At 45.4% G+C, this 20594-nt stretch carries 24 protein-coding genes; 23 read left to right on the top strand and 1 reads right to left on the bottom strand.

What is annotated here, in order from left to right; translation table 11 throughout:
• Position 1: 1 nt before the first annotated feature.
• The 5 genes from KNO71_RS02630 (at position 2) to KNO71_RS02615 (ending at position 2906) form a co-directional block, all read left to right on the top strand.
• On the top strand, positions 2 to 469 hold the full coding sequence (locus KNO71_RS02630) for a replication terminator protein (protein WP_214687121.1): 468 nt from the start codon (positions 2 to 4) through the stop codon (positions 467 to 469).
• 59 nt (positions 470 to 528) lie between these two features.
• A complete protein-coding gene (locus KNO71_RS02625; RefSeq protein WP_214687120.1) occupies positions 529 to 1035 on the top strand; it encodes a dUTP diphosphatase in 507 nt (168 codons plus the stop codon).
• A gap of 13 nt (positions 1036 to 1048) precedes the next feature.
• On the top strand, positions 1049 to 1180 hold the full coding sequence (locus KNO71_RS17730; protein WP_285223039.1) for a hypothetical protein: 132 nt from the start codon (positions 1049 to 1051) through the stop codon (positions 1178 to 1180).
• The gene (locus KNO71_RS02620) at positions 1171 to 1440 is read left to right on the top strand and encodes a hypothetical protein (RefSeq protein WP_214687119.1); all 270 of its coding nucleotides are present in this window, start codon (positions 1171 to 1173) and stop codon (positions 1438 to 1440) included. The genes KNO71_RS17730 and KNO71_RS02620 overlap by 10 nt, the downstream gene beginning before the upstream one ends.
• 227 nt (positions 1441 to 1667) lie before the next feature.
• A complete protein-coding gene (locus KNO71_RS02615; RefSeq protein WP_214687118.1) occupies positions 1668 to 2906 on the top strand; it encodes a DNA cytosine methyltransferase in 1239 nt (412 codons plus the stop codon).
• A 27-nt stretch (positions 2907 to 2933) separates the two neighbouring features.
• Here the strand turns inward: KNO71_RS02615 and KNO71_RS02610 are convergent, their stop codons facing one another.
• Entirely contained in the window at positions 2934 to 4865 is a 1932-nt protein-coding gene (locus KNO71_RS02610; RefSeq protein WP_214687117.1) for an ATP-binding protein, read from the bottom strand.
• A 366-nt stretch (positions 4866 to 5231) separates the two neighbouring features.
• Here KNO71_RS02610 and KNO71_RS02605 point away from each other — a divergent pair, with 366 nt between their 5' ends.
• The 18 genes from KNO71_RS02605 to KNO71_RS02520 all read left to right on the top strand — a co-directional run bounded on the left by KNO71_RS02605 (position 5232) and on the right by KNO71_RS02520 (position 20589).
• Complete coding sequence (locus KNO71_RS02605) at positions 5232 to 5564, top strand: HNH endonuclease (RefSeq protein WP_214687116.1); 333 nt, start codon at positions 5232 to 5234, stop codon at positions 5562 to 5564.
• A complete protein-coding gene (locus KNO71_RS02600; protein ID WP_214687114.1) occupies positions 5557 to 6156 on the top strand; it encodes an HNH endonuclease family protein in 600 nt (199 codons plus the stop codon). The genes KNO71_RS02605 and KNO71_RS02600 overlap by 8 nt, the downstream gene beginning before the upstream one ends.
• 127 nt (positions 6157 to 6283) lie before the next feature.
• Positions 6284 to 6655: a hypothetical protein gene (locus KNO71_RS02595; protein ID WP_214687719.1), complete on the top strand. Its 372-nt coding sequence runs from the start codon at positions 6284 to 6286 to the stop codon at positions 6653 to 6655.
• A gap of 6 nt (positions 6656 to 6661) precedes the next feature.
• A complete protein-coding gene (locus KNO71_RS02590) occupies positions 6662 to 8314 on the top strand; it encodes a terminase large subunit (RefSeq protein ID WP_214687112.1) in 1653 nt (550 codons plus the stop codon).
• 18 nt (positions 8315 to 8332) lie between these two features.
• Positions 8333 to 9598, top strand: coding sequence for a phage portal protein (locus KNO71_RS02585; RefSeq protein ID WP_214687111.1), 1266 nt, complete (start codon positions 8333 to 8335; stop codon positions 9596 to 9598).
• On the top strand, positions 9558 to 10166 hold the full coding sequence (locus tag KNO71_RS02580; protein WP_214687110.1) for an HK97 family phage prohead protease: 609 nt from the start codon (positions 9558 to 9560) through the stop codon (positions 10164 to 10166). Before KNO71_RS02585 ends, KNO71_RS02580 begins: the two co-directional genes overlap by 41 nt.
• Before the next feature lie 30 nt (positions 10167 to 10196).
• Complete coding sequence (locus KNO71_RS02575; RefSeq protein WP_214687109.1) at positions 10197 to 11378, top strand: phage major capsid protein; 1182 nt, start codon at positions 10197 to 10199, stop codon at positions 11376 to 11378.
• Positions 11379 to 11403: 25 nt separating this feature from the next.
• Positions 11404 to 11694, top strand: coding sequence for a hypothetical protein (locus KNO71_RS02570; RefSeq protein WP_214687108.1), 291 nt, complete (start codon positions 11404 to 11406; stop codon positions 11692 to 11694).
• The gene (locus KNO71_RS02565; protein WP_214687107.1) at positions 11694 to 11975 is read left to right on the top strand and encodes a head-tail connector protein; all 282 of its coding nucleotides are present in this window, start codon (positions 11694 to 11696) and stop codon (positions 11973 to 11975) included. Before KNO71_RS02570 ends, KNO71_RS02565 begins: the two co-directional genes overlap by 1 nt.
• Positions 11959 to 12273, top strand: a complete 315-nt coding sequence (locus KNO71_RS02560; RefSeq protein WP_214687106.1) for a hypothetical protein — start codon at positions 11959 to 11961, stop codon at positions 12271 to 12273. The genes KNO71_RS02565 and KNO71_RS02560 overlap by 17 nt, the downstream gene beginning before the upstream one ends.
• A complete protein-coding gene (locus KNO71_RS02555) occupies positions 12263 to 12664 on the top strand; it encodes an HK97-gp10 family putative phage morphogenesis protein (protein ID WP_214687104.1) in 402 nt (133 codons plus the stop codon). Before KNO71_RS02560 ends, KNO71_RS02555 begins: the two co-directional genes overlap by 11 nt.
• Positions 12661 to 12984, top strand: a complete 324-nt coding sequence (locus tag KNO71_RS02550; protein ID WP_214687103.1) for a hypothetical protein — start codon at positions 12661 to 12663, stop codon at positions 12982 to 12984. The genes KNO71_RS02555 and KNO71_RS02550 overlap by 4 nt, the downstream gene beginning before the upstream one ends.
• Positions 12985 to 12999: 15 nt before the next feature.
• Positions 13000 to 13563, top strand: coding sequence for a major tail protein (locus KNO71_RS02545; protein WP_214687101.1), 564 nt, complete (start codon positions 13000 to 13002; stop codon positions 13561 to 13563).
• Positions 13564 to 13678: 115 nt separating this feature from the next.
• Positions 13679 to 14023, top strand: a complete 345-nt coding sequence (locus KNO71_RS02540) for a hypothetical protein (protein ID WP_214687099.1) — start codon at positions 13679 to 13681, stop codon at positions 14021 to 14023.
• A 68-nt stretch (positions 14024 to 14091) separates the two neighbouring features.
• Positions 14092 to 14238, top strand: a complete 147-nt coding sequence (locus KNO71_RS02535) for a hypothetical protein (protein WP_214687097.1) — start codon at positions 14092 to 14094, stop codon at positions 14236 to 14238.
• A 12-nt stretch (positions 14239 to 14250) separates the two neighbouring features.
• The gene (locus tag KNO71_RS02530; RefSeq protein ID WP_214687095.1) at positions 14251 to 18504 is read left to right on the top strand and encodes a phage tail tape measure protein; all 4254 of its coding nucleotides are present in this window, start codon (positions 14251 to 14253) and stop codon (positions 18502 to 18504) included.
• 12 nt (positions 18505 to 18516) lie between these two features.
• Positions 18517 to 19365, top strand: coding sequence for a phage distal tail protein (locus KNO71_RS02525; protein ID WP_251031942.1), 849 nt, complete (start codon positions 18517 to 18519; stop codon positions 19363 to 19365).
• A gap of 12 nt (positions 19366 to 19377) precedes the next feature.
• On the top strand, positions 19378 to 20589 hold the full coding sequence (locus KNO71_RS02520) for a hypothetical protein (protein WP_214687093.1): 1212 nt from the start codon (positions 19378 to 19380) through the stop codon (positions 20587 to 20589).
• Positions 20590 to 20594: the final 5 nt, after the last annotated feature.

Raw genomic sequence — 20594 nt, 5'->3', positions numbered from 1 at the left:
CATGTACAAACACATCGACCTGAACAACTTTGCGGACGGGGCATTGCTCGAACGCGTCAACGCAGAAATCGGAAAGGTGCTCGAGAACATCCAAGACCCGAACACGGAAGCGACGAAAAAGCGCAAGGTGACGATCACACTCGAACTCGAGCCGAACAATCGCCGTGAGCTCGCCGACGTCGTCACGTCTGTCAAATCGACACTGGTCCCTGCGGCGTCCGTCTCTGCATCGCTCATGATCGGACACGATGGAAGCCAAGTCATCGGCCGTGAGCTCAAGTCGGCGATGCCGGGCCAATTCACGATCGACATCGAATCAGGCGAGATCATCAACGACGACGGGACCAAAGTCGAGGAACCGAACACGGCTGCCGAATCGACCGTCATCGACTTCCGAAAGACCGAGTCGAGAACGAACGCATCCTCACCATCTGATTTGCACGCCCGACAACTGGATCCCCGGCTCTAACCGAATCGGGGATTTCTTCTACCCAAAAATCGAAAACAGGCTCAGAAAGGGGTCCGATCATGGCAGAAATGATACTGACACGCGAACTGTTCCGTCACATGTGTGAGGAACAGGAGAAGCTGGACACACATATTTATCAAATGCGCGAAACGAAAGCACCGTCACTGAAATCGCTCGACATCGCCTATATGAACGAAGCGAACGAGGCAATCAAGGAGCTCCAGAAGGATTGGAAGTGGTGGACGCTCAAGGAACGGAACCGCGAACGGTTCATCGATGAGGTCGCCGACTGTTTCCACTTCGTCGCGAGCATGGCAAACCAGACACGAACCGTCGGCTATTGCTATGCGGCCATCGACCATGAATATCAAAAGGTGTCCCGCATTTCACGGGAGTGCTATCCGCATGAGGACATCTTCTTCAAAGCGGTCAAAGGGACGGTCCAGGAATCCATCGCCTCGCTGATCGCCATATCGGAAGCGCTCGGTGCCACGACCGACGAGATCACGACGGCGTTCGAGGACTCTCTCAAGAAGAACTACGGCCGGATGGCGACAGGCTACTGAGATGGGCGTGCTGATGATGTGGTCAGGGGTGCTCGCCGTCCTATATGGTGCGCTGAACAGGATGGACGTCCTTTCCGTATTCGCACTTCTGACGCTCATCGGTATGCATGTCGACCGGAAGGAGGAACGTGAACGATGGGGATGACACCGGACTGGAAGACGTATCGGGTGCACTATCTCGAGGACGGCACGGAGCAGTCGTTCGTGACCGTAGCCGACGGGGAGTCGGGCTGTCGACGGAACTTGGAGCTCCTCAGGGGAGACGGTGCACGATTCATGCGAAACGAGGTATGGCAGAGAGGAGAGGAAAGGGATGGCGGAACAACTGAACCGGCAACAGCGCCGGAAGCAGGAGCGAAAGTTCCAGCCGAAACGGAGGAGCGCTTTGAGAAAACGGTACTCTGAGACTGAGGTGCAGAACATCGTGAGGCGATTTTTCAGGCGACTTAAAAAGTGAGAGGGGTCGGACCGAAGCGGACGCGGCAACTGATTGAGCATTTCGATGAGGCGTTCGACGAATCCATTCAAGATAGTTCATGCAATCAAACTCAATGCTTGAGTAGTTGGTAAAATATGAATACTTCAGTGGTTTACAATTATGGTATTATAGAAATTATATTAGGAGGGATACTATGAACATAATAGATCTCTTTTCTGGAGCTGGTGGTCTTACAGAAGGGTTCTCCAAAGAAGGTTATGAAATAATTGCTCATGTAGAAAAAGATAAAAATGCATGTAAAACATTAGAAACAAGACTAGCTTATAAATTTCTAAAAAAAATGAACAAAGAACACTACTATAAAAGCTATGTACAAGGAAATTTATCAAGAAATCTTTTTCTTGATAAAGCCAAGAATCTTGGTTTTAATAGTGACTCTGTTATTTGTGATGAAATTAACCTAGATACATTAGATAGTATCTTTGGGAAGATTGACGAACTTAAAGGTGCTAAATCAATTTCTGGAATTATTGGAGGTCCCCCTTGCCAAGCCTATTCTACAATCGGTAGACCGATGAATAGTTTGAAGAAAGATAAAGATGATAGGATATATCTATATAAACTCTATATTCAATTTCTAATTAGATATACTCCTGATTTCTTCTTGTTTGAAAATGTCAAAGGATTATTATCATTTAAAGATCAGTTTAATGATATTTTACTTGAAAAAATTATTTCAGATTTTGAGAGTGTTGGTTATTCAGTTTCGATGAAAATTATTAATGCTGCTGAATACGGGGTTCCTCAATCAAGGGAACGACTCTTCATTTTTGGATGCAAATCGAACGTGAAATTCTTTGAAAAATTAGAAACAAAAAAAGAAGAGCCTGTTACATTGGAAACGTTGTTCTCAGATTTACCTAAAATATTTCCAAACGAAGAAGCTGACACATATTTAGATAATAAAGTAAGTGATAATTCAATCGGTAATCGTTTAAGGTTGAGGGAGAGCGGATGGGACCTTTTGACTTATCATAAGGCAAGACCTCAGAATAGTAATGACTTAGCTATTTATAAAATTGTGAGTAATAATAGGAAAAAAGGTAAACTAATTAAATACAATGAGTTACCAGAAGATTTAAAAACTCATAAAAATAACCATTCTTTTTTAGATCGTTATAAAGCACTAGATGGTAAATCAATATCTCATACAGTGGTTGCTCACATTTCAAAAGATGGTCATTATTATATTCACTATGATGAGTCTCAAAATAGGTCGATCACGGTAAGGGAAGCGGCAAGGATACAAACCTTTCCAGATGACTTTTATTTTGAAACCTCAAGAACAGCAGCTTTTGTTCAAATTGGTAATGCTGTACCTCCATATTTATCTCAGAAAATTGCAAATACTATTAAAGAACTAGTCAGATGAGTGATTCTGACTAGTTCTTTATTTTTATTAATCTTCCGACTCTTTGCTATCTGATTGTTGGGAATCTTCTAATTTATCCAGTACTTCAATGAATTCGGAATGGTAGCGTTGACATTCTTCAATTAATTGATTATAAGATTTAACTATTACTGGACTAGGACCGGAAGCGAAACTTTCAGCCATGTCGATCGCCTGATAATCCATGTCTATTCTATTTGAAATTAAAAATGTTTTCAGTTCTTGAATTTCAGGATGAATTTTTTTAAGGAAAGCACGATATGATTGTGCTTGTAATAATTGATTTGTGGTTATTTTTACATTTGGTCTTTTAAGCTCGATTATGTGAACTACCCCGTTTGCACTTGAGCACAAGAAATCAATTCTCTTATTGCTCTCTTCCAGCTCTTCATTTGGATACTTTTCTTGAAGCAATCTTTTAAAAGTAACCTCGCGCTTGAATACAGACATTCTCGGATCGAGAATCCAAGGGAACAGCTCGAAAAAAGGTTGAATGACCTTTGTTTCAGAAGCGTCAGTTTGAACAAACTCTTTCAGCTTATTGATAGTTGAAATTCTGCCAGAAGCAATTTTTGCTAATTCTTTTGTCTCTATAAGATTCCAATCAACACTTAACTTCTGAATTTCTTCAACATTTAGTTCGGCCTCATCGATTTCACTAATATAATCTCGAAACGCTTCAAATTTAAGTTGAGACTTAATGGTTATCATTAAGTCGGTAAAGAAGGCTGAAGATTGCTCGGAAACCACATCTCGAGAAATAGATTTTTTAATTTTCTCTAAGATGTTTTTTTCGAATCCGGTAACTCCTCTCCAAAAATCTTGACCCAAGTTTCCTTCTATTTCAGTGAGTCTGTTATTCGTTCTTGTTTCTCGCCATTTCCGTTGTGCAAAGGAAACAACACTATTTAAGTCTGATTTTAATAGTTGCAAATCATCATTTTGTTCCCAAAAAATAGATGTACGACCTGTAGAAATAAAGTCTGCGTCACCATCGTCTATATAGTCGATATGAAAGTATCCAGTGGCATAATTATTAAAGTGGTCGTTGGAACGCTCGTTGAAAAACCCTCTCTCTTGAGTAAGTTTGTTTCTAGAGTAAATGACAAATCCTTGATTTATTTTTTGTAACGGAGAGGCAGAAGTTATAATAGTACCTGTGACACCTTTACTAGACAATCTTCTGAATGCGTCTATGTTAGTAGAGCTGGTTTCACAAACGAAATCTTCTGGAAATCGAAGAGTGAGCTCTCTATTAATTCTATCAAGATGAAGTTCATTGGTTACCTCGATACTCCCTTCATCGAGTCTAGAATCAAAAATCACTGTAGAAAATGAATCATCAAAAAAGTTGAATCTATTTGAAAGACTGTGAGCCAAATCCTTAGCCGATGTAATGCTTGCAAGTCTGATCGATTTAATGATAATTGATGTCCCATTTTCTTCCTCAGTAGTTTGATTCAAAATAGTCACTTTAGGATTATAAGTGTTTAGCTGAGATGAATCAGATGAGTCATCAGAGTTCATTATTTCATGATGATCCATAGCAAAGCCATTTTTCAAACCATTACATACTGTTATAACTTCTATACTGTCGGCGATTCCAAATATCGCTAATTTACCTAAACCCTTTCTTCCCGTAACTTTTCTGTTTCCAGATTTAGAAAAGCCCCTATTTTGCTGACGTCGGTTCCTTCCTACTACTAAATAGGAATTATTTAATTCTTCGTAAGACATTCCATGCCCGTTGTCTATTACCGAGATTTGTTTATTATCTCTATCGATGATGATTTTTACTAGAGAAGCATCAGCATCATAAGAATTCGACAATAGTTCAGCAATTGCTGGAGGTACCGAATTATATAATTGTGATCCTAAGTGGGAAATAGTGTTCAAATGAAATGACATCTTTAAAGGGGGGACTCCTGAAATAGCCTCCAAAATAATTCCTCCTCCGAAATATGTTATTGATACTAATTTGATAATATCAGATAAATAAATGGATAGTATCGATTCAAGGAAATAATTAGAATTTTTGCACTCTGTGAGGCAAATATGAGGAATTTTTTCTCGATAGATAGAGAGGAGATAATTTATTAATCAAATAATTGTGATACACATTTGATACGGATATGATACGCATTTGATACTCCATCCTTAGAAAAGCGTGTGATAATTGGGTCGTAGAGGGTCGCATACACGCCGCAAGTAATTGCGTCTTCTCTCAGTTCACTCTTAAAACTTAATAGTTCTCAGGTCGTGAGAACGAAACATCAAGCCACCGAGCGGATTCGGTGGCTTTTTTATATGGCAAAGGTGGTGAGATTACTGAAGCATACAGTAGCGGCCAAGAAATTCTATTGGTCCAGTGCTTGGAAGAAGTGCCGAGCATCTTACATTCAATCAGTATTTGGATTATGTGAAAAGTGCGGTAAGCCAGGTTATATCGTTGACCACATCGTTGAGATTAACAGTGAGAACATCAATGATCCTAACATCACGCTCAATCATGAGAACTTACAATATCTTTGCACACCATGTCACAACACTAAGACGTTTGCTAAGAGTGGTGTGACGAGAGCGGACGTTATGTTTGATGATGAAGGTAACTTGATCGAGAGGACTGTTGGCAATGGATAGATGCAAAGCAGAATGGTGCAGCAATAAACCTAATGCCAGTGGTAAAGGGTATTGCCGCAAACACTATGACGAGTATCGCAAGACAGGGTGTGTGACCAAGAAACATTCTATCCACGATCCTAACGATATAGATATCCATGACACATATGCAGAGGTAGTGCTAAGGAATATCAAAGGCGTTGAAGTTGCTAGAGCAATCATTGACTTAGATGATGTTGACAATGTTAAGCAAATGAAATGGTCATTGCATTCGAATGGTTATGTTCGATGCGGTAACAATGGAACAACTATCTACATGCATAGACACTTAATGAATCCAATTGATGATAAAGAGATTGATCACATCAACCTTAATAAGTTGGATAATCGTAAATCTAATTTAAGGATATGCGATCATGTCGAGAACTGTTGGAACAGGAAGAGTAGCAAGCGTGGTATTAAGGTTCGACCGAATCTTAATAAACAGTTTTGTGCAAGCATCACTGTCAAAGGCAAACACATTCATTTGGGTTATCATTCTTCTTATGAAGAAGCATTAAGCGCAAGGTTAGAAGCAGAAAAGAAACATCATAAAGAATTTCAAAATATCTAATCCCCCCGGTTCGAACAGAAAAGGGGCTGCCGGACCCACCGAAGTGGGGGCTTCAAAAACCTCGGAAAGGGTTGCGTATGACCCCCCTCCCCCAAAAGTGAGGTGAATCAGCTTGAATCTTAACGGAATGTCGGAAGAAGAGCGCGAAGAGAAGAAAAAACGCGTTCGAAAAGAGTACAATCGCATCAAAAAGATTTATAAAGATATGCCGCCCGATGTGAAGACGACTGTTGATAGTCTGATTCACCGAGCGGCTTTTATGCGTGTGTCACTCGAGGACATGGAGGCGGATCTGGACGAGCGAGGATTCGTTGAATTCTTCAGCCAGTCCGAAAAAACTGAACCATACGAGCGCGAACGTCCGGTGGCTCGGTTATATAACACGCTGAACAAAAACTATCAGTCGATCATGAAGCAGTTGAGCGACTTGGTACCGAAACCGAAGGCGATTGAATCAACGGAGGAAGATCAACTCCTCGCCTTCCTGAAAAAGAAGTAATCAGTTATGACTAACTGGATTTTAGAGTATGCCGACAAGCTGAAAAGCGGTAAAGAGATTACTTCGAATCGGGTCAAAAAGATTTATTTGAAACTCGCGGAAGAGATTCGTAACCCCGACCCGGACAGCGAATGGATTTACGACGAATCGAGAGCGGATAAACCGATTGAATTTATCGAACAGTTTTGCAAGCACTCGAAAGGTGAGTGGATGGGCCGAGATGTTGAACTAGATCTATTCCAAAAAGCATTCATTGCTGCACTCTTCGGATTTGTCCATAAACTGACCGGCGTACGACGCTTCAAAGAAACATTCTTTTTGGTCGCTCGGAAAAACGGTAAGTCCACGCTCTTGTCAGGAATCATGCTCTATATGCAAATCGCTGACGGCGAGGGTGGTGCGCAAGTCGTGTCGGCCGCCACCAAGCGAGATCAAGCGGCAATCGTTTTTAACGAATGCGTGAACATGGTCCGGCAATCGCCGTACCTATCCAAGCATCTGAAGAAGCGTAAGAGCGACATTTACTTTCCACTCACATTTTCAACGATGAACCCTCTTTCATCTGACTCGAATACGCTTGATGGTTTGAACTTACATCTTGCCGTCATCGATGAATTACACGCAATTAAGGATCGGAACTTGTATGAGGTCCTTAAACAGGGGATGTCAGCACGTAATCAACCGTTACTCGTGATGATCACCACAGCGGGTACCGTTCGAGAATCGATTTATGATGACATGTACGAATATGCAGCTAAGGTCGCAGACGGTGTGATCAAGGACGAACGGTTTTTGCCGGTTCTTTACGAACTGGACGACAAGAAAGAATGGTCGGACTGGAAGTGCTGGAAGAAAGCGAATCCCGGGCTTGGATCCATCAAAAAGATTGAATTTATAACCGAGCAGGTCGAGCGCGCCAAGAACAACCCGAAAGATTTGCCCGGAATCCTCACGAAAGATTTCAACGTTCGTGAAACGGTCGCTGGCGCATGGCTCGGATATGACGAAATCAATAACGAAACCACGTTCGATCTTGAGGACGTTCGCGGTTCATATGCAATTGGTGGTGCTGACTTATCGAGTACGACCGATTTGACGTGCGCCACGCTGATTCTCATGAAGCCAGGCAGCGAAACGAAGTACGTCATTCAGCAATACTTTTTACCTGAAGAGGGACTTGAAAAACGCATCATCGACGACAAGATACCTTATGACAAGTGGCGCGACCGCGGCTTGTTGACCGTTACGGAAGGTGCTCGAGTCGATTACACGCAAGTGACGCAATGGTTTATCAAGATGATCAACGAGTACGACATTCGACCGCTCTTTGTCGGCTTTGATAGTTGGAACGCTCAATATTGGACGCTCGAGATGAAAGATACCGGGTTCGACATGGTCGAGGTACGACAAGGTTACAAGACGTTAAGCACGCCTATGAAAGAACTCGAATCAGAGTTTCGGATGAACCAGGTCATTTACAACAATAACCCGATTTTAAAGTGGTGTCTGACCAATACGAGCGTGAAAACGGACGAGAACGGAAACATTCGACCAGTCAAAGGCGTGTCGCAGCGTCAACGGATTGATGGAATGGTATCGCTCTTGATTGCTTATGTCGTCCTACATCAAAATTACGAGAATTACAGAAGCATGCTGTAAGGGAAGGGGGGTGAGAAATTGGAAAAACGGACAATCTTTGATCGCTTTTTCGGTCGTTACAAATCAGCAGTACAGCGGACCAATGAACAGACACGGATGCAACTCATGAGCGGATTTACACCGGTTTTTACGCCGGCGCCGGACAATCTCTATCACTCGGATGTCGTCCGAAGCGCAGTTCACGCCATTGCATCAAACGCAGCCAAATTGACCGCAAAACATATCATCCGAACCGATGCCGGCATTACGTCAGCGAACTCGAGTGAAAATTGGTTACTGTCACACCGCCCAAATGAAATGATGAATGCCTATGACTTCCTGTATAAGATGGTCACGCAACGCGAATTGCAAAACAATGCCTTCGCGCTCATCGTTCGGGACGCGACTGGAAAGCCGACGTCATTCTATCCGATTGATTTTTCGATGGTCGAGTTTATGGAAACGCAGGACGATGAAGTGTTCGTGCATTTCTCACTCGCCAGTGGAAAAAAACTCGTTGTGCCGTATACGGACGTGATCCATCTACGGAAACACTTCAATAAAGATGACATGTTCGGTGAAAGCAATGCCCGGACGTTGCTACCGACGACAGAACTCATTCACACGTCAAATGAAGGCATCATAAACGCAGTCAAATCATCCGCGTACTTACGTGGTTTGATTAAATTTACGCAATCGATGCTGAAGCCAGAAGACATCAAGGCGCAACGTGACGCATTTGTGAAAGATTACATGTCGATGGAAAACAACGGTGGTATTGCTGCACTGGATGCAAAAGCCGAGTACCAGGAATTGAAGACCAACCCAATGATGGTCGATTCAAAACAAATGGAAATCATTGAAGCGAAAGTTTATAAGTATTTCAACATCAATGCATCCATCGTACAGAGCGATTACACGGAAGATCAGTGGAATGCGTTCTATGAATCGGTCTTAGAGCCGATTGCGATTCAATTGTCATTGGAATTCACGGCAAAACTCTTTAGTAAGAACTCGCTCACACGCGGACATGAAATCATCTTCGAAGCCAACCGCCTACAATATGCGAGTGCCACCACAAAAATCAGCTTAGTGCGCGATTTGATGCCACTAGGTCTATTTACGTTGAACGAAGCGCGCGAAATCTTCAACCTTTCACCAGTAGAGGACGGGGACAAACGCATTCAAACGCTCAACGTCGTGGATGCATCACAAGCAAACAATTATCAAGGTGTCCCGAAAGCCGGGAAAGGGGGTGAGACGGATGACGAAACAAAAACAACCGCCGATGACGGAGACGCGTGAACTACTGACAACGGATCCTCTTGAAATTCGTGAGGAAGACGACGGGAAACGCACGCTATCGGGCTACGCAGTTAAATGGGAAATGAAATCGCAACCGATGGGTTGGTTTAGACGCTTTAAAGAACAATTCAAACGCGGTGCTTTCGCCGACTCACTCACGAAGGACGATCAGCGCTATTTATGGTCACACGATATTTCGAAAGTGTTAGGGCGGACCAAGAACGGAACGCTTCGACTCTATGAAGACAATATCGGGTTGCGGTTTGAATTGGACTTGCCAAATACGACACTCGGAAACGATACGTACGAAAGCATCAAGCGTGGTGACGTAGACGGCGTTTCATTTGGTTTCCGCATGAAGAAAGAAGAATGGGACGAATCAGACCCAGACAATGTATTGCGGACGATTTCGCAAGCGGATTTGTTCGAAATCAGTGCGGTCGCGTTCCCTGCCTACCCAGACAGTGAAGTGCAAGCACGAAGCGAGTCAGATCCATACCAACAATACAAGCAAGAGCAAGAACAGCGCTCGAAGCGCAAGAAGCTATTACTTCAGACTTATCTATAAAACTATTTGATCCATGAGAGGGGTAACAACATGAACTGGGAACAACGCTTAAAAGAGATTCAAGATCGTAAAACGGAGATTCGCTCGATGCTCGAGGGACAAGAGGACTTTGACTTCGAATCAGTCGAGAAAGAGTTGCGCGATCTTCAGGACGAAGAAACGAAAATTGAAGAGAAACGCCAACGCGCGGAAGAATTGAAAAAATCAATGAGCGAACAACGTTCGTTCCAAAAACCGAAGGAGGAACGCGGATTGAACTTCACAGACATGACACCAGAAGAACTCTTAGCATCTTCTGAATACCGTTCAGCTTACCTTAAAAACTTGCAAGGCAAACCACTATCAGACGTGGAGTCGCGCGCACTCACAACTGCCGCTAACAGCGCAGGCGCAGCGGTACCGACTACAACGCTTAACCGCATCATTGACAAACTTCGCCAGACGTCAGTTTTATTCTCACGTATCAGCGTTTCATACATTTCAGGTAACGTCACATTACCAGTAGCCAACGCGAAAAACGCGGCTCAATGGAAAGCTGAAGGCACAAATGGTACGGCACAGGATGACACAATTTCATCTGTCACGCTCACCGGTTACGAGTTGATCAAACTCGTTGAAATCTCGGCAGCTGCTTCTACAATGACAATCGATGCGTTCGAAACATACATTGCTGCTGAAATCGGTCGCCAGATGGCAATCGCAATCGAAAATGCAATCCTTAACGGAGCCGGTGCAGGATCTAACCAACCGACTGGAATTCTTAACGGTATCACTTGGACTTCTGCAAACAAAGTGGAATACGCCGCAGGTGAAAAACTTGATTACGATACATTCATGGATGCGCTCGCTTTGCTTCCGACGATGTACCATCCAAGCGCTGTATTCGTCATGAACCGCAAAACATTGTTTGGTGATGTTCGTAAGATCAAGACGACAGACGGTTCGCCAATCTTCGCTTACAACGCACAAGACCAAGCAGCAATGTCTATCCTCGGCTACCCAGTCGTAATGGACGATTACATGCCAGATGGTGAAGTGTTGCTCGGAGATCTCGACTACTACTTCATGAACTTCTCGCAAGCGCCTGGCATCGAGAAATCAAGCGAAGCCGGTTTCTATTCTGGTAAAGTCGTTTACCGCGGACTTGCAGTTGCGGACGGTAAGCCGGCATTGCCAGAAGCGTTCGTGCGTGTCGAAGAAGCATCAGTTTAATCAATCGTAAAGGGGTGGCAGCAACATGGCTGGACGCAAAGTAATCAAGGCGTTTCGTGATCGAACGTCAGACGGTCAACGTTTTCATGTTGGTGAACTCTACGAAGGAGATCAAGAGCGCTTGGTTGAATTGAGCGCTCTTGGCTTTTTAGAAGCCGTAGAGGAAAAACCAGATTCAGACGATGACAAACAGCAGGATAAAGAACCAGAAAAAGTGCCGGAAGTGGTTATCGAAGCACCGCCGGAACAAGCGCCAGAGGGAGAAAAACCAAAGGCAAAACGTGGTCGTCAGAAAAAGGATGGAGATGATGCGTAATGCTCGCAGCTGTAAAGTTGGCGCTACGCATCACCAACACCGCATTTGATAGTGAAATTGAAAGTCTAATCGGTGCAGCACGTCTTGATTTACAGTTATCCGGTGTCCGATCTGACAAGGTCAATGACGACAGCGACGAGCTAATCGAACGTGCGATCACCGTCTATTGCAAAGCGCATTTTGGGTTAGACAATCCCGATTACGAGCGCTATGCATCTTCATACGATTCGCTCAAACGTCACTTAACGTTAGCAGGTGATTACATTGAGACGGTGGAGTGACGTCATTCAGTTGGTCAATGTCGTGAACGGCAAAGATGCTTCCGGCTATCCGGCAGATATCTACACACCAGGACCAGACATTTTCGCCAACCGGACGAGCGCAGGAAGTGGAGAGTTTTACCGAGCGGCCCAAGCCGGATTCACGGTTGATAAGGTCTTTGAAGTCCGACTGGTCGAGTATGGCGGTCAACGCTTCCTGGATCATGAAGACGAGCGGTATGAAATCCTACGCACTTACGAGAAAGGTGAAACGATTGAGTTAGTGTGTTTGCGGAGGGATGCCAATCATGGAAGTTGAAATCGATGGTTTGGAACAGATTCGCCGGCAGATCGCTGAACTTGGTAACAAGAAGATTGAAGAACGAGCGCTGAAAGCCGGTGCAGAATATCTGAAAGCAAAGCTAGAAGCTGAAGTCCCAGTGGACGACGGCGTTTATAAACGTGGTATTGTCGTCACGAAACGCGGCAAACGGTATATCGTTCACACCGGTAAAGTGCCACACGCTCACTTGGTCGAGTTTGGACGGTCGGGCGGTTCAGCAAAATACGTCGATAAAAACGGCGTGACACGAACCGTTAAATTCGGTCCAACCGCACCAAATCCAGTCGTGGCTCGAACGTACGAAAGCGAACAAAACCAAATCATGCGCGTGATTGGTCAAGAGGTACGAAGGGCGTTGAATCTATGAGTTTAAACCCTTTAATCATTTCAACCTTAGAACCTATCGGCGTGCCAGTAGATTTCATGGTGTACGAAGGTGAAGAACCAACGTACATCGTGTTTATGCAATATAACGAGAACGGCGTTTTATTCGCAGACGATGAAGAAATAAAGGCGCAGCATAGCGTCCAAATCTCCATTTATCACAAAACGAACGCCGATCTTGTCATCAGTGAAGTTGAAGCAAGAATGAAAGAAGCCGGATTCCGGCGTAACAACAAATACGATTTGTATGAGGAAGACACGAAGACGTTTCATAAAGTCATTCGGTATTTCTACACACCATAAAAGGAGCGAACACACATGGCAACAATCGGGTTAAAAAACCTATACGCAGCACTATTGACAGACGAAGCATTGATGACTTACGCGGCGCCGGTCAAACTTGCGCCGGCAATTGAAGCGAACGTGACACCGAACTGGGAGACAGCGACACTTTACGGTGATGATCGTGCAATCGCTGAAGCAACTTCATTAAGTGGAATCGAAGTTGAATTGAACGTTGCGGATCTCGCGCCAGAGCATTATGAATTGTTGATGGGTGTCACAAAGAATGCAGACGGTGTCATTATCGACAACGTCAATGACGTGTCACCATATGTCGCAATCATGTTCGAACTTCCGAAAGAAGACGGAACGAAAAAGTTGTATGTCTACTACAAAGGGAAGTTCAACCCACCTGCAACGGAAGCCACTACAAAAGGTGAATCGGTTGAATTCCAAACGCCGACAATTTCAGCACGATTCCTTGCGGTGGAGAACGGAGACTGGCGCGCACACCTCGACACAGCAGATGTCGATGCAGATGCAGCCGTTGTTACTGGTTGGTATGATGCACCTTACAAACCAACACCGGTCGCACCTTAACTCAGTTTACAAAAAGATTATAGGATAGAGCTATAAATGCAAAAAACAAGGGGATTGACGGTCAATCCCCTTTTTAATTTGATTACATTTTTTACTTAAAAGGAGTGTTCTTGGAATGAACAACGTCAAAGACAGACCGGTAAAAATTATGCTCGATAAAGAACGTCAAATGCTCTTCACGCTGAATGTTTTAGTTGATGTTCAAGATGAATACGGTGACGTCATCGAAGTATTTTCGAAAGCCATGACCGACCAAGATTTCAAAGTGATTCGTATGGTCATGCATGCTGCATTAAAAGAAGATGATCCAGAATTGACGGTCGAGCAAGTCGGGCGAATGATCACGATGACAAACCTTCCGCATGTCATCGAAGCGCTCACCGAAGCAATCGGACTTTCGACGCCGGAAGAAGTTGAGGGAAAGACACCGGTGGAACCGAAGGCGAAACAAAAGGGGTAATTGATTTCGACTTTTACATCTATATCGGTACGGTCCATTTGAATAGACGCGAAGAAGAAGTTTGGAAGATGACGCCACGCAAGATTTTGGCGTTATGGGATAAGCATCGAGAGTTTAACGGATGGAAAGAACCGAAAAAAGATGTCAAAACCAAAATCGGCGAATTCCACCAAACAGACAAAATCGTGTACGCCGAACAAGCATCATGGTTATAAGGTGGTGAGCATATGACACAGGAAATCGGAAAATTATCGGTATCGCTGTCACTTGAAGACAGTCAGTTTAATACGTCCGTCTCGGGTATCAACCGATCATTGAAGACACTCGGTGCGGAACTTGCTGCAATGAAGGCAAAGGGAAGTGCCTGGGGAAACTCAATCGAAGGATTGTCCCAGAAACAAAATGCGCTTGGTCGTACATTGTCGGTCCAAGAAGCGAAAGTAAAACAATTACGTGATGCCTATGAGCGGAGTGCCGCGGAGACTGGTCAATACAGCGAGCAAACGCAACGCCTAGCCCAGTCATTAAACCGCGCCGTCTCACAATTTAACCGGACGGAAGCAGAACTAAAAGGCGTGACAAGTGAACTCGAGCGGCAACAAGCCGAATTAGCGCAGTCTTCGTCTAAATGGATTCAGTTGCAAGAAAAGATGTCGAACGTCAGCACTCGTTTGCAGGGAGTCGGTCAAGGGATGCGAAACGTCGGGCAATCCCTCGCGCTCGGATTGACTGCACCGCTTCTCGCGGTCGGAGTGGCATCGGTTAAGACAGCGGCAGACTTTGAAGGGCAAATGTCGCGTGTGGGCGCGATTTCGGGCGCAACGAGTGATGAACTTGAAAAGTTGAGACAATCCGCGCTTGATCTCGGTGCTTCTTCTTCGAAATCAGCAAGTGAAGTCGCTATTGCGCAAGAGAACTTGGCTGCACTCGGATTCACCGCGAACGATATTCTTTCGGCTATGCCGGGCGTTATCAGCGCGGCAGAAGCATCCGGGGCAGATATGGCATTGACTGCCGAAACAATGGCGTCAGCGCTCAATATTTTCGGTCTGGAAGCATCTGAATCAACTCGCGTCGCGGATATCTTGGCACAGACCGCCAACCAATCAGCTGCGGACATCAACGACATGTCCTACGCGTTAAAATATGCAGGTCCAGTCGCGGCAAACCTCGGTGTATCGATGGAAGAACTATCAGCGTCCATCGGGATCATGACCGATGCAGGACTAGACGGATCATCAGCCGGTACTGCATTGCGTGCCGGTTTGCTCGCGTTACTGAAACCATCTGAAGAAAACTCTAAGAAGATGGATGCACTCGGTATTTCGATGACCGATGCGAACGGGAAATTTGTCGGGATCGAAGGCGTCATTAAGAATCTAAACGACTCGATGAAGGGTATGACCGATACACAGAAGACAGCAACGCTCGCAGCACTTGTCGGTACGGAAGCATCATCTGGATTCCTCGCGCTCATGAAGGCAGGACCATCCGAAATTGATAAGATGACCACGGCACTTGAAAACAGTGAAGGGGCATCAGCCAAGACAGCGAAGACAATGAAAGAGAACTTGAAAGGTTCTCTTGAAGAATTGGGCGGATCTCTCGAGACACTTAAAATCACCGTTGGGAATGCACTCGCACCAACTGTCCTTGCGCTCGCTGAAAAACTTCAAAAACTGGCGGAATGGTTCACGAATCTAAGTCCAGAAGCACAAAAGACAACGCTCGTATTGGCAGGGATTTCAGCTGCTATCGGGCCACTCTTGATTGCGTTCGGTGCAATTGCATCGGCAATCGGTAGTTTGATGACGGCGTTTGGTGCAATCAGTGGAGCAATTGCGGCAGCAGGTGGAGCAGCTGCGGCACTCGGAGCGGTCTTCACGGCGCTCACCGGTCCTATCGGTTTGACTGTCCTCGCGCTTGGCGCTCTTGGAATCGGAGCATATAAAGTCGCGCAAGAAATGAAGAAACCGGCACTGGAAGCCGAGATATTCGGTGACAAAGTGTCAGAGAGTACGCAAAAAGCGGTCGGTGCTTATCTCGAGTTGGATGAACAAGCGACCGTTGCGCTTAATCAATTGTCATGGAGCCAACAGACCGTAACCGGTGAAATGGCGAGCCAGTTGATCCAGACGTATTCGCAAATGGGTGATCAGATCTTAACCGAGATGCAAACCGATCACGCTGCTCAACTCGAGCAAACGAAAACGTTCTTTGCTCAATCGAACGTGTTGTCGAAAGAGGAAGAAGCGAAGATCGTCCAAAACGTCCAGACGTCACAGGAAGAGCAGCAACAAAAAGTGACGGAAGGGCAAGCGCGAATTGCGGAAATCCTCAATACAGCAAAAGAACAAAAACGTGCGATCACCGAAGCCGAGAAAACCGAAATCAACAAGATCCAGGAATCGATGAAGGTCCAAGCGGTCAAAGTTATGTCGGAAAGCGAGGCCGAGCAGAAAGCGATTCTTGAGAAGCTGAAGACGGAAGCAACGAAGATCAGTGCGGAGCAAGCAGCTGCCGTCGTCAAAAACTCGAAGAAGCAAAAAGACGAGGTCGTGAAGGAAGCCAACGACCAGTATACAAAATCAGTCGCGGAAATCATCCGAATGCGTGATGAATCTAAAACAATCAGTGCTGACCAAGCGAACAAGTTGATTGCTGAAGCCAAGAAACAACGTGACGGCACAATCAAAAACGCTGAAGAAACGCACGATAAAGTCGTAGCGGAAGCCCAGGCACAAGCTACGGAACACGTTGACAAGGTCAACTGGGAGACTGGCCAAATCAAGACGAAATGGCAGGTCATGAAAACCGACATCGGTAACAAAATGGACGAAATCCGTTCGTATGCGAAAACCGGATGGGACTACATCTCTTCGCAGACTTCTAAAAAAGCATCAGAAATGAAAGAAGCGGCATCCAATAAATTCAATGAGATGAAAACCGCGGTCAGTAACAAAATGGATGAAGTCAAATCGAGCATCGAAACAAAATGGAACAATGCAAAATCGTTCCTCACGAATATTGATTTATCTTCCGTCGGACGCGATATCGTACAAGGTTTGGTCAACGGGATCCGTAACAAGTTTGAAGACGTTAGAAAAGCGGCATCCGAACTTGCAGAGAAGGTAAAAGGTGCGATTAAAGGCGCAATGGATATCAACTCACCATCGAAGGTCACGACTCAATATGGGGAGTGGACCGGCGAAGGTTTTGCGAACGGTATCAGCAAATCTTCGAAGAAGGCGGAAGCCCAAGCCAAAGCAATGGCGAAATCAGTGTCAGACGCAATCAAGAATGCTGAAGTGAAATTCGACACGAATAAAATCAATGCTGATCAGTACATTGCCGCATTGAAACGCATCGATGCCCAACATAAATTGACGTCTGAACAAACTCGTAAAGTCCAATCAGAGATTTACGCGGCAACACAGGCGAAAGCAAAAGAATCCGCAGCTGAAGCGAAAATTGCGGCTGACTTCTATGCGAAACTCGACAAACTCAATGACGATTACGTTGCGAAAGTTCGAGCGACACGCGACCAACTGAAAGCGACCGAGAAGGCCTTGACGGAAGAGTACAAAAAGGAACTGGCAGCACGAAAAGCAGAATTAATCAATTTCGCTTCAATTTTCGACGAAATCACACCAAAAACGGACGTTTCTGGAGAAAAGCTGATTGCCAACCTCGGAACGCAGGTCGATGCGCTCAAACAGTATGCGACATCAATCAATGCGCTCAAAGGTCGCGGACTAAGCCAATCGCTATTGGAAGAGTTGGAGAATCAAGGACCAAAAGCGGCGGCAGAGATTGCGGCATTGGCGTCTCTCAACGATGCCCAGTTAGCCGAGTATCAACGTCTATATGACGAGAAAGCGCGTATCGCGGCAGTACAAGCATCCAAAGAAATGGTTGAGGAAAGAGCGGAACTTGCTCGCAAGATTGAAGCGGAGCGCAAGAAAGCAGAACAAACGGTCTTGTCTTACAAGAACGAATGGCTGAAACAGATCAACGCGCTCAAAACAGCAACCGTGAAGGCAATGGGTGAACTCACACCAGGAATGCAGAACGCCGGTAAGAATGCCATTAAAGGCATGATCGAAGGCATGAAGGCAATGAAAGGTCCTTTGCTCGACGAAGCGCAAGCACTCGCGGCAGCGGTCGAGAAAACGATTAAGTCAGCACTCAAAATCAAGTCACCTTCACGCTTGATGCGCGACGAGGTCGGGAAGATGATTCCTGCCGGTGTCGCAATCGGTATCGAAGGTAACATGGGCGTTGTCGCAAAAGCGGCACAATCTCTTGCGCGCGTCGCATCCTCGAGCCAAATGAGCAGTGCGGTACCGTCAAGCACTTCAACACGAAATTACAACAATAGCGCTGTCATCAACGTGTATTCTCCATCGGCTAATCCGGTCGAGATCCAAAGAGCGCAGCGACAAGAGCAACGGCGTCTAGCGGCCGAATGGGGGGTGTAAGATTTGAAACGGATGACATTTACAAATAGTTCGGGCGAATCGATCACCTTCCGGCTCGGTTCGCCTTTTATGATTAACAACATTGAAGGACTGGGAGAGGTCAGTGCAGACATCCAGTCTCAAAAAGCACCGTTCCAAGATGGTTCAACGTTTATCGATGCCGTCATGAACGAACGGGACATTTCATTTAACGTCACCATCAAGGGGCGTAACGATACAGAAATCTCGCAATACCGTACGCAATTATCACGCGTATTCAGTCCGAAACTTGGTCCTGGTACGCTTCGATATCAATATGGCGACATCGTTCGAGTCATTGAAGCGACACCGACGCACGTTCCAAACTTCCCGAGCGGTAATGAAAACCGCGGCAGCCAATTCCAGATTGCGTTGCTCGACTTGATTGCTCACGATCCGTACTGGAAGACAGAAGGCATCGAAGGCGAACCGACATTCGAGCCATTGTTTCAGTTTCCTTTTTCGGGAGAATTTCAAATGGGTATCAGTCGGGACGAACGGTTAATCATCAATGATGGGGATACGCCGACACCGCTCATCATCGAGTTTTACGGACCGGCGGAAAATCCAAAAGTCATCAACGAGACGACAGGCGAGTTTATTCAAGTGAATCAAACGCTCGGATTGGAAGAAGTCATGCGGATCAATACCGCGGATGGAGAAAAGAGCGTCGTGTTTATCGATGCTGAAGGTGTCGAACGGAACGTATTCAACTGGATCGATTTAGATTCGACGTTTTTTAAATTACAAGTCGGTGAGAACTATCTTACCTATACAGCTGACAGTGACATTCAAGGCGCGGTCGTCAATTTCTATTATCAAAATCGCTATAACGCATTGTAAAGGAGTGACATCATGGCTCAAAAATACTATTTCTTCAACTCGGCGCCTGGTGACGAGCGGTTGCATCAAGCATCGGACTTTGCCCGTTATTTCGGGAACGTGCTGACGAGCGGCTTATTCTCACTCGATAACCAAATCGGATTGCGAGTGCAATCAGACGGGACAGACATGCGGTCTTATGTCGAAACCGGTAAAGCGCTCATTAAGGGTTTTGCATACGAGAACGATGCGGACGAATACTTGCTGCATGATTTGCCAGAGGTAACGAACAACCGCATTGACCGGGTCGTGTTACGCCTGGATCTCCGAAACCAAAACCGATTCATCAAAGTGTTTGTGAAATCAGGGGTTGCGGATGCAGCGCCAGTACCACCGGAATTGCAGCGTGATAACTTCATTTATGAATTGTCATTGGCTCAAATTTTGGTTCGTGCCAATACCTCGACAATCAATCCCGCGGATATCACAGACGAGCGCTTAGATGAACAGCTTTGCGGTATCGTTAATTCGATGATCACAGTCCCGACTTCACAGTTTCAAAATGACTGGAATGCTTGGTATGCTGCCAATATCCCTCAATACGAGTCGGAATGGCAAGACTTTATCGATGGTCTAGCCGGAGCCACATTCGTTCAGACGGTAAACGGAACCGGACCAGACGTAAACGGGAACGTTGAAGTTGCAATCGACACAACTGCAATCGATGCTGAACTTGATGCTATGTCCGCTCAAATCGGCATTTTATCGGGCTTGAATACGACGGCGAAAGACAATCTCGTCAACGCGGTCAACGAACTTTTTACAGATGTCAGTAACGGCAAGACTCAAATCGCCACCGCGATTACTGACAAAGGTGTGACGGCGAGTGGTGGCGACACGTTTCCACAGTTGGCGACGAAAATTGGGCAGATTGCGACAGGGAAGAAAACGCTTAGTGGCACTGTTACACCTGTGTATTCAGATTTCGACTCTTACTTTACTTTCACAAACGTTCCTTTTACAGTTGGTTCGGTTTCAGCTTTTTTCGGAGATACCAACTATACAGGCGTTATATCCTACCTTAAACAGTTAAACCGAGGAATGTTTGCCTTTTCCCATTCTAACGGAAATCACGGGCGCCGAGATGTATACCTTTCACAGTCAGGAACTACTGTAACGATTAGACTCAACAGTGTAAATGCTATCGGGTCTACTGCTTATTCATATACGTTGATAGAAGCATAAAAGGA

It is taken from the genome of Exiguobacterium sp. s163, from assembly GCF_018617135.1.
Taxonomy (GTDB): Bacteria; Bacillota; Bacilli; order Exiguobacteriales; family Exiguobacteriaceae; genus Exiguobacterium; species Exiguobacterium profundum.
The sequence above is the reverse complement of the archived record's forward strand: the minus strand, read 5'-3'. Positions and strand labels throughout refer to the sequence as shown.

Bases quoted from the DNA above. Each gene is read 5' to 3' on its own strand.
- KNO71_RS02630 (WP_214687121.1), top strand. From the start codon at position 2: ATGTACAAACACATCGACCTGAACAACTTTGCGGACGGGGCATTGCTC.
- KNO71_RS02525 (WP_251031942.1), top strand. From the start codon at position 18,517: ATGACATTTACAAATAGTTCGGGCGAATCGATCACCTTCCGGCTCGGT.
- KNO71_RS02520 (WP_214687093.1), top strand. From the start codon at position 19,378: ATGGCTCAAAAATACTATTTCTTCAACTCGGCGCCTGGTGACGAGCGG.
- KNO71_RS02575 (WP_214687109.1), top strand. From the start codon at position 10,197: ATGAACTGGGAACAACGCTTAAAAGAGATTCAAGATCGTAAAACGGAG.
- KNO71_RS02545 (WP_214687101.1), top strand. From the start codon at position 13,000: ATGGCAACAATCGGGTTAAAAAACCTATACGCAGCACTATTGACAGAC.
- KNO71_RS02570 (WP_214687108.1), top strand. From the start codon at position 11,404: ATGGCTGGACGCAAAGTAATCAAGGCGTTTCGTGATCGAACGTCAGAC.
- KNO71_RS02540 (WP_214687099.1), top strand. From the start codon at position 13,679: ATGAACAACGTCAAAGACAGACCGGTAAAAATTATGCTCGATAAAGAA.
- KNO71_RS02565 (WP_214687107.1), top strand. From the start codon at position 11,694: ATGCTCGCAGCTGTAAAGTTGGCGCTACGCATCACCAACACCGCATTT.
- KNO71_RS02550 (WP_214687103.1), top strand. From the start codon at position 12,661: ATGAGTTTAAACCCTTTAATCATTTCAACCTTAGAACCTATCGGCGTG.
- KNO71_RS02595 (WP_214687719.1), top strand. From the start codon at position 6,284: ATGTCGGAAGAAGAGCGCGAAGAGAAGAAAAAACGCGTTCGAAAAGAG.
- KNO71_RS02590 (WP_214687112.1), top strand. From the start codon at position 6,662: ATGACTAACTGGATTTTAGAGTATGCCGACAAGCTGAAAAGCGGTAAA.
- KNO71_RS02625 (WP_214687120.1), top strand. From the start codon at position 529: ATGGCAGAAATGATACTGACACGCGAACTGTTCCGTCACATGTGTGAG.
- KNO71_RS02555 (WP_214687104.1), top strand. From the start codon at position 12,263: ATGGAAGTTGAAATCGATGGTTTGGAACAGATTCGCCGGCAGATCGCT.
- KNO71_RS02620 (WP_214687119.1), top strand. From the start codon at position 1,171: ATGGGGATGACACCGGACTGGAAGACGTATCGGGTGCACTATCTCGAG.
- KNO71_RS02605 (WP_214687116.1), top strand. From the start codon at position 5,232: ATGGCAAAGGTGGTGAGATTACTGAAGCATACAGTAGCGGCCAAGAAA.
- KNO71_RS02530 (WP_214687095.1), top strand. From the start codon at position 14,251: ATGACACAGGAAATCGGAAAATTATCGGTATCGCTGTCACTTGAAGAC.
- KNO71_RS02615 (WP_214687118.1), top strand. From the start codon at position 1,668: ATGAACATAATAGATCTCTTTTCTGGAGCTGGTGGTCTTACAGAAGGG.
- KNO71_RS17730 (WP_285223039.1), top strand. From the start codon at position 1,049: ATGATGTGGTCAGGGGTGCTCGCCGTCCTATATGGTGCGCTGAACAGG.
- KNO71_RS02600 (WP_214687114.1), top strand. From the start codon at position 5,557: ATGGATAGATGCAAAGCAGAATGGTGCAGCAATAAACCTAATGCCAGT.
- KNO71_RS02535 (WP_214687097.1), top strand. From the start codon at position 14,092: ATGACGCCACGCAAGATTTTGGCGTTATGGGATAAGCATCGAGAGTTT.
- KNO71_RS02580 (WP_214687110.1), top strand. From the start codon at position 9,558: ATGACGAAACAAAAACAACCGCCGATGACGGAGACGCGTGAACTACTG.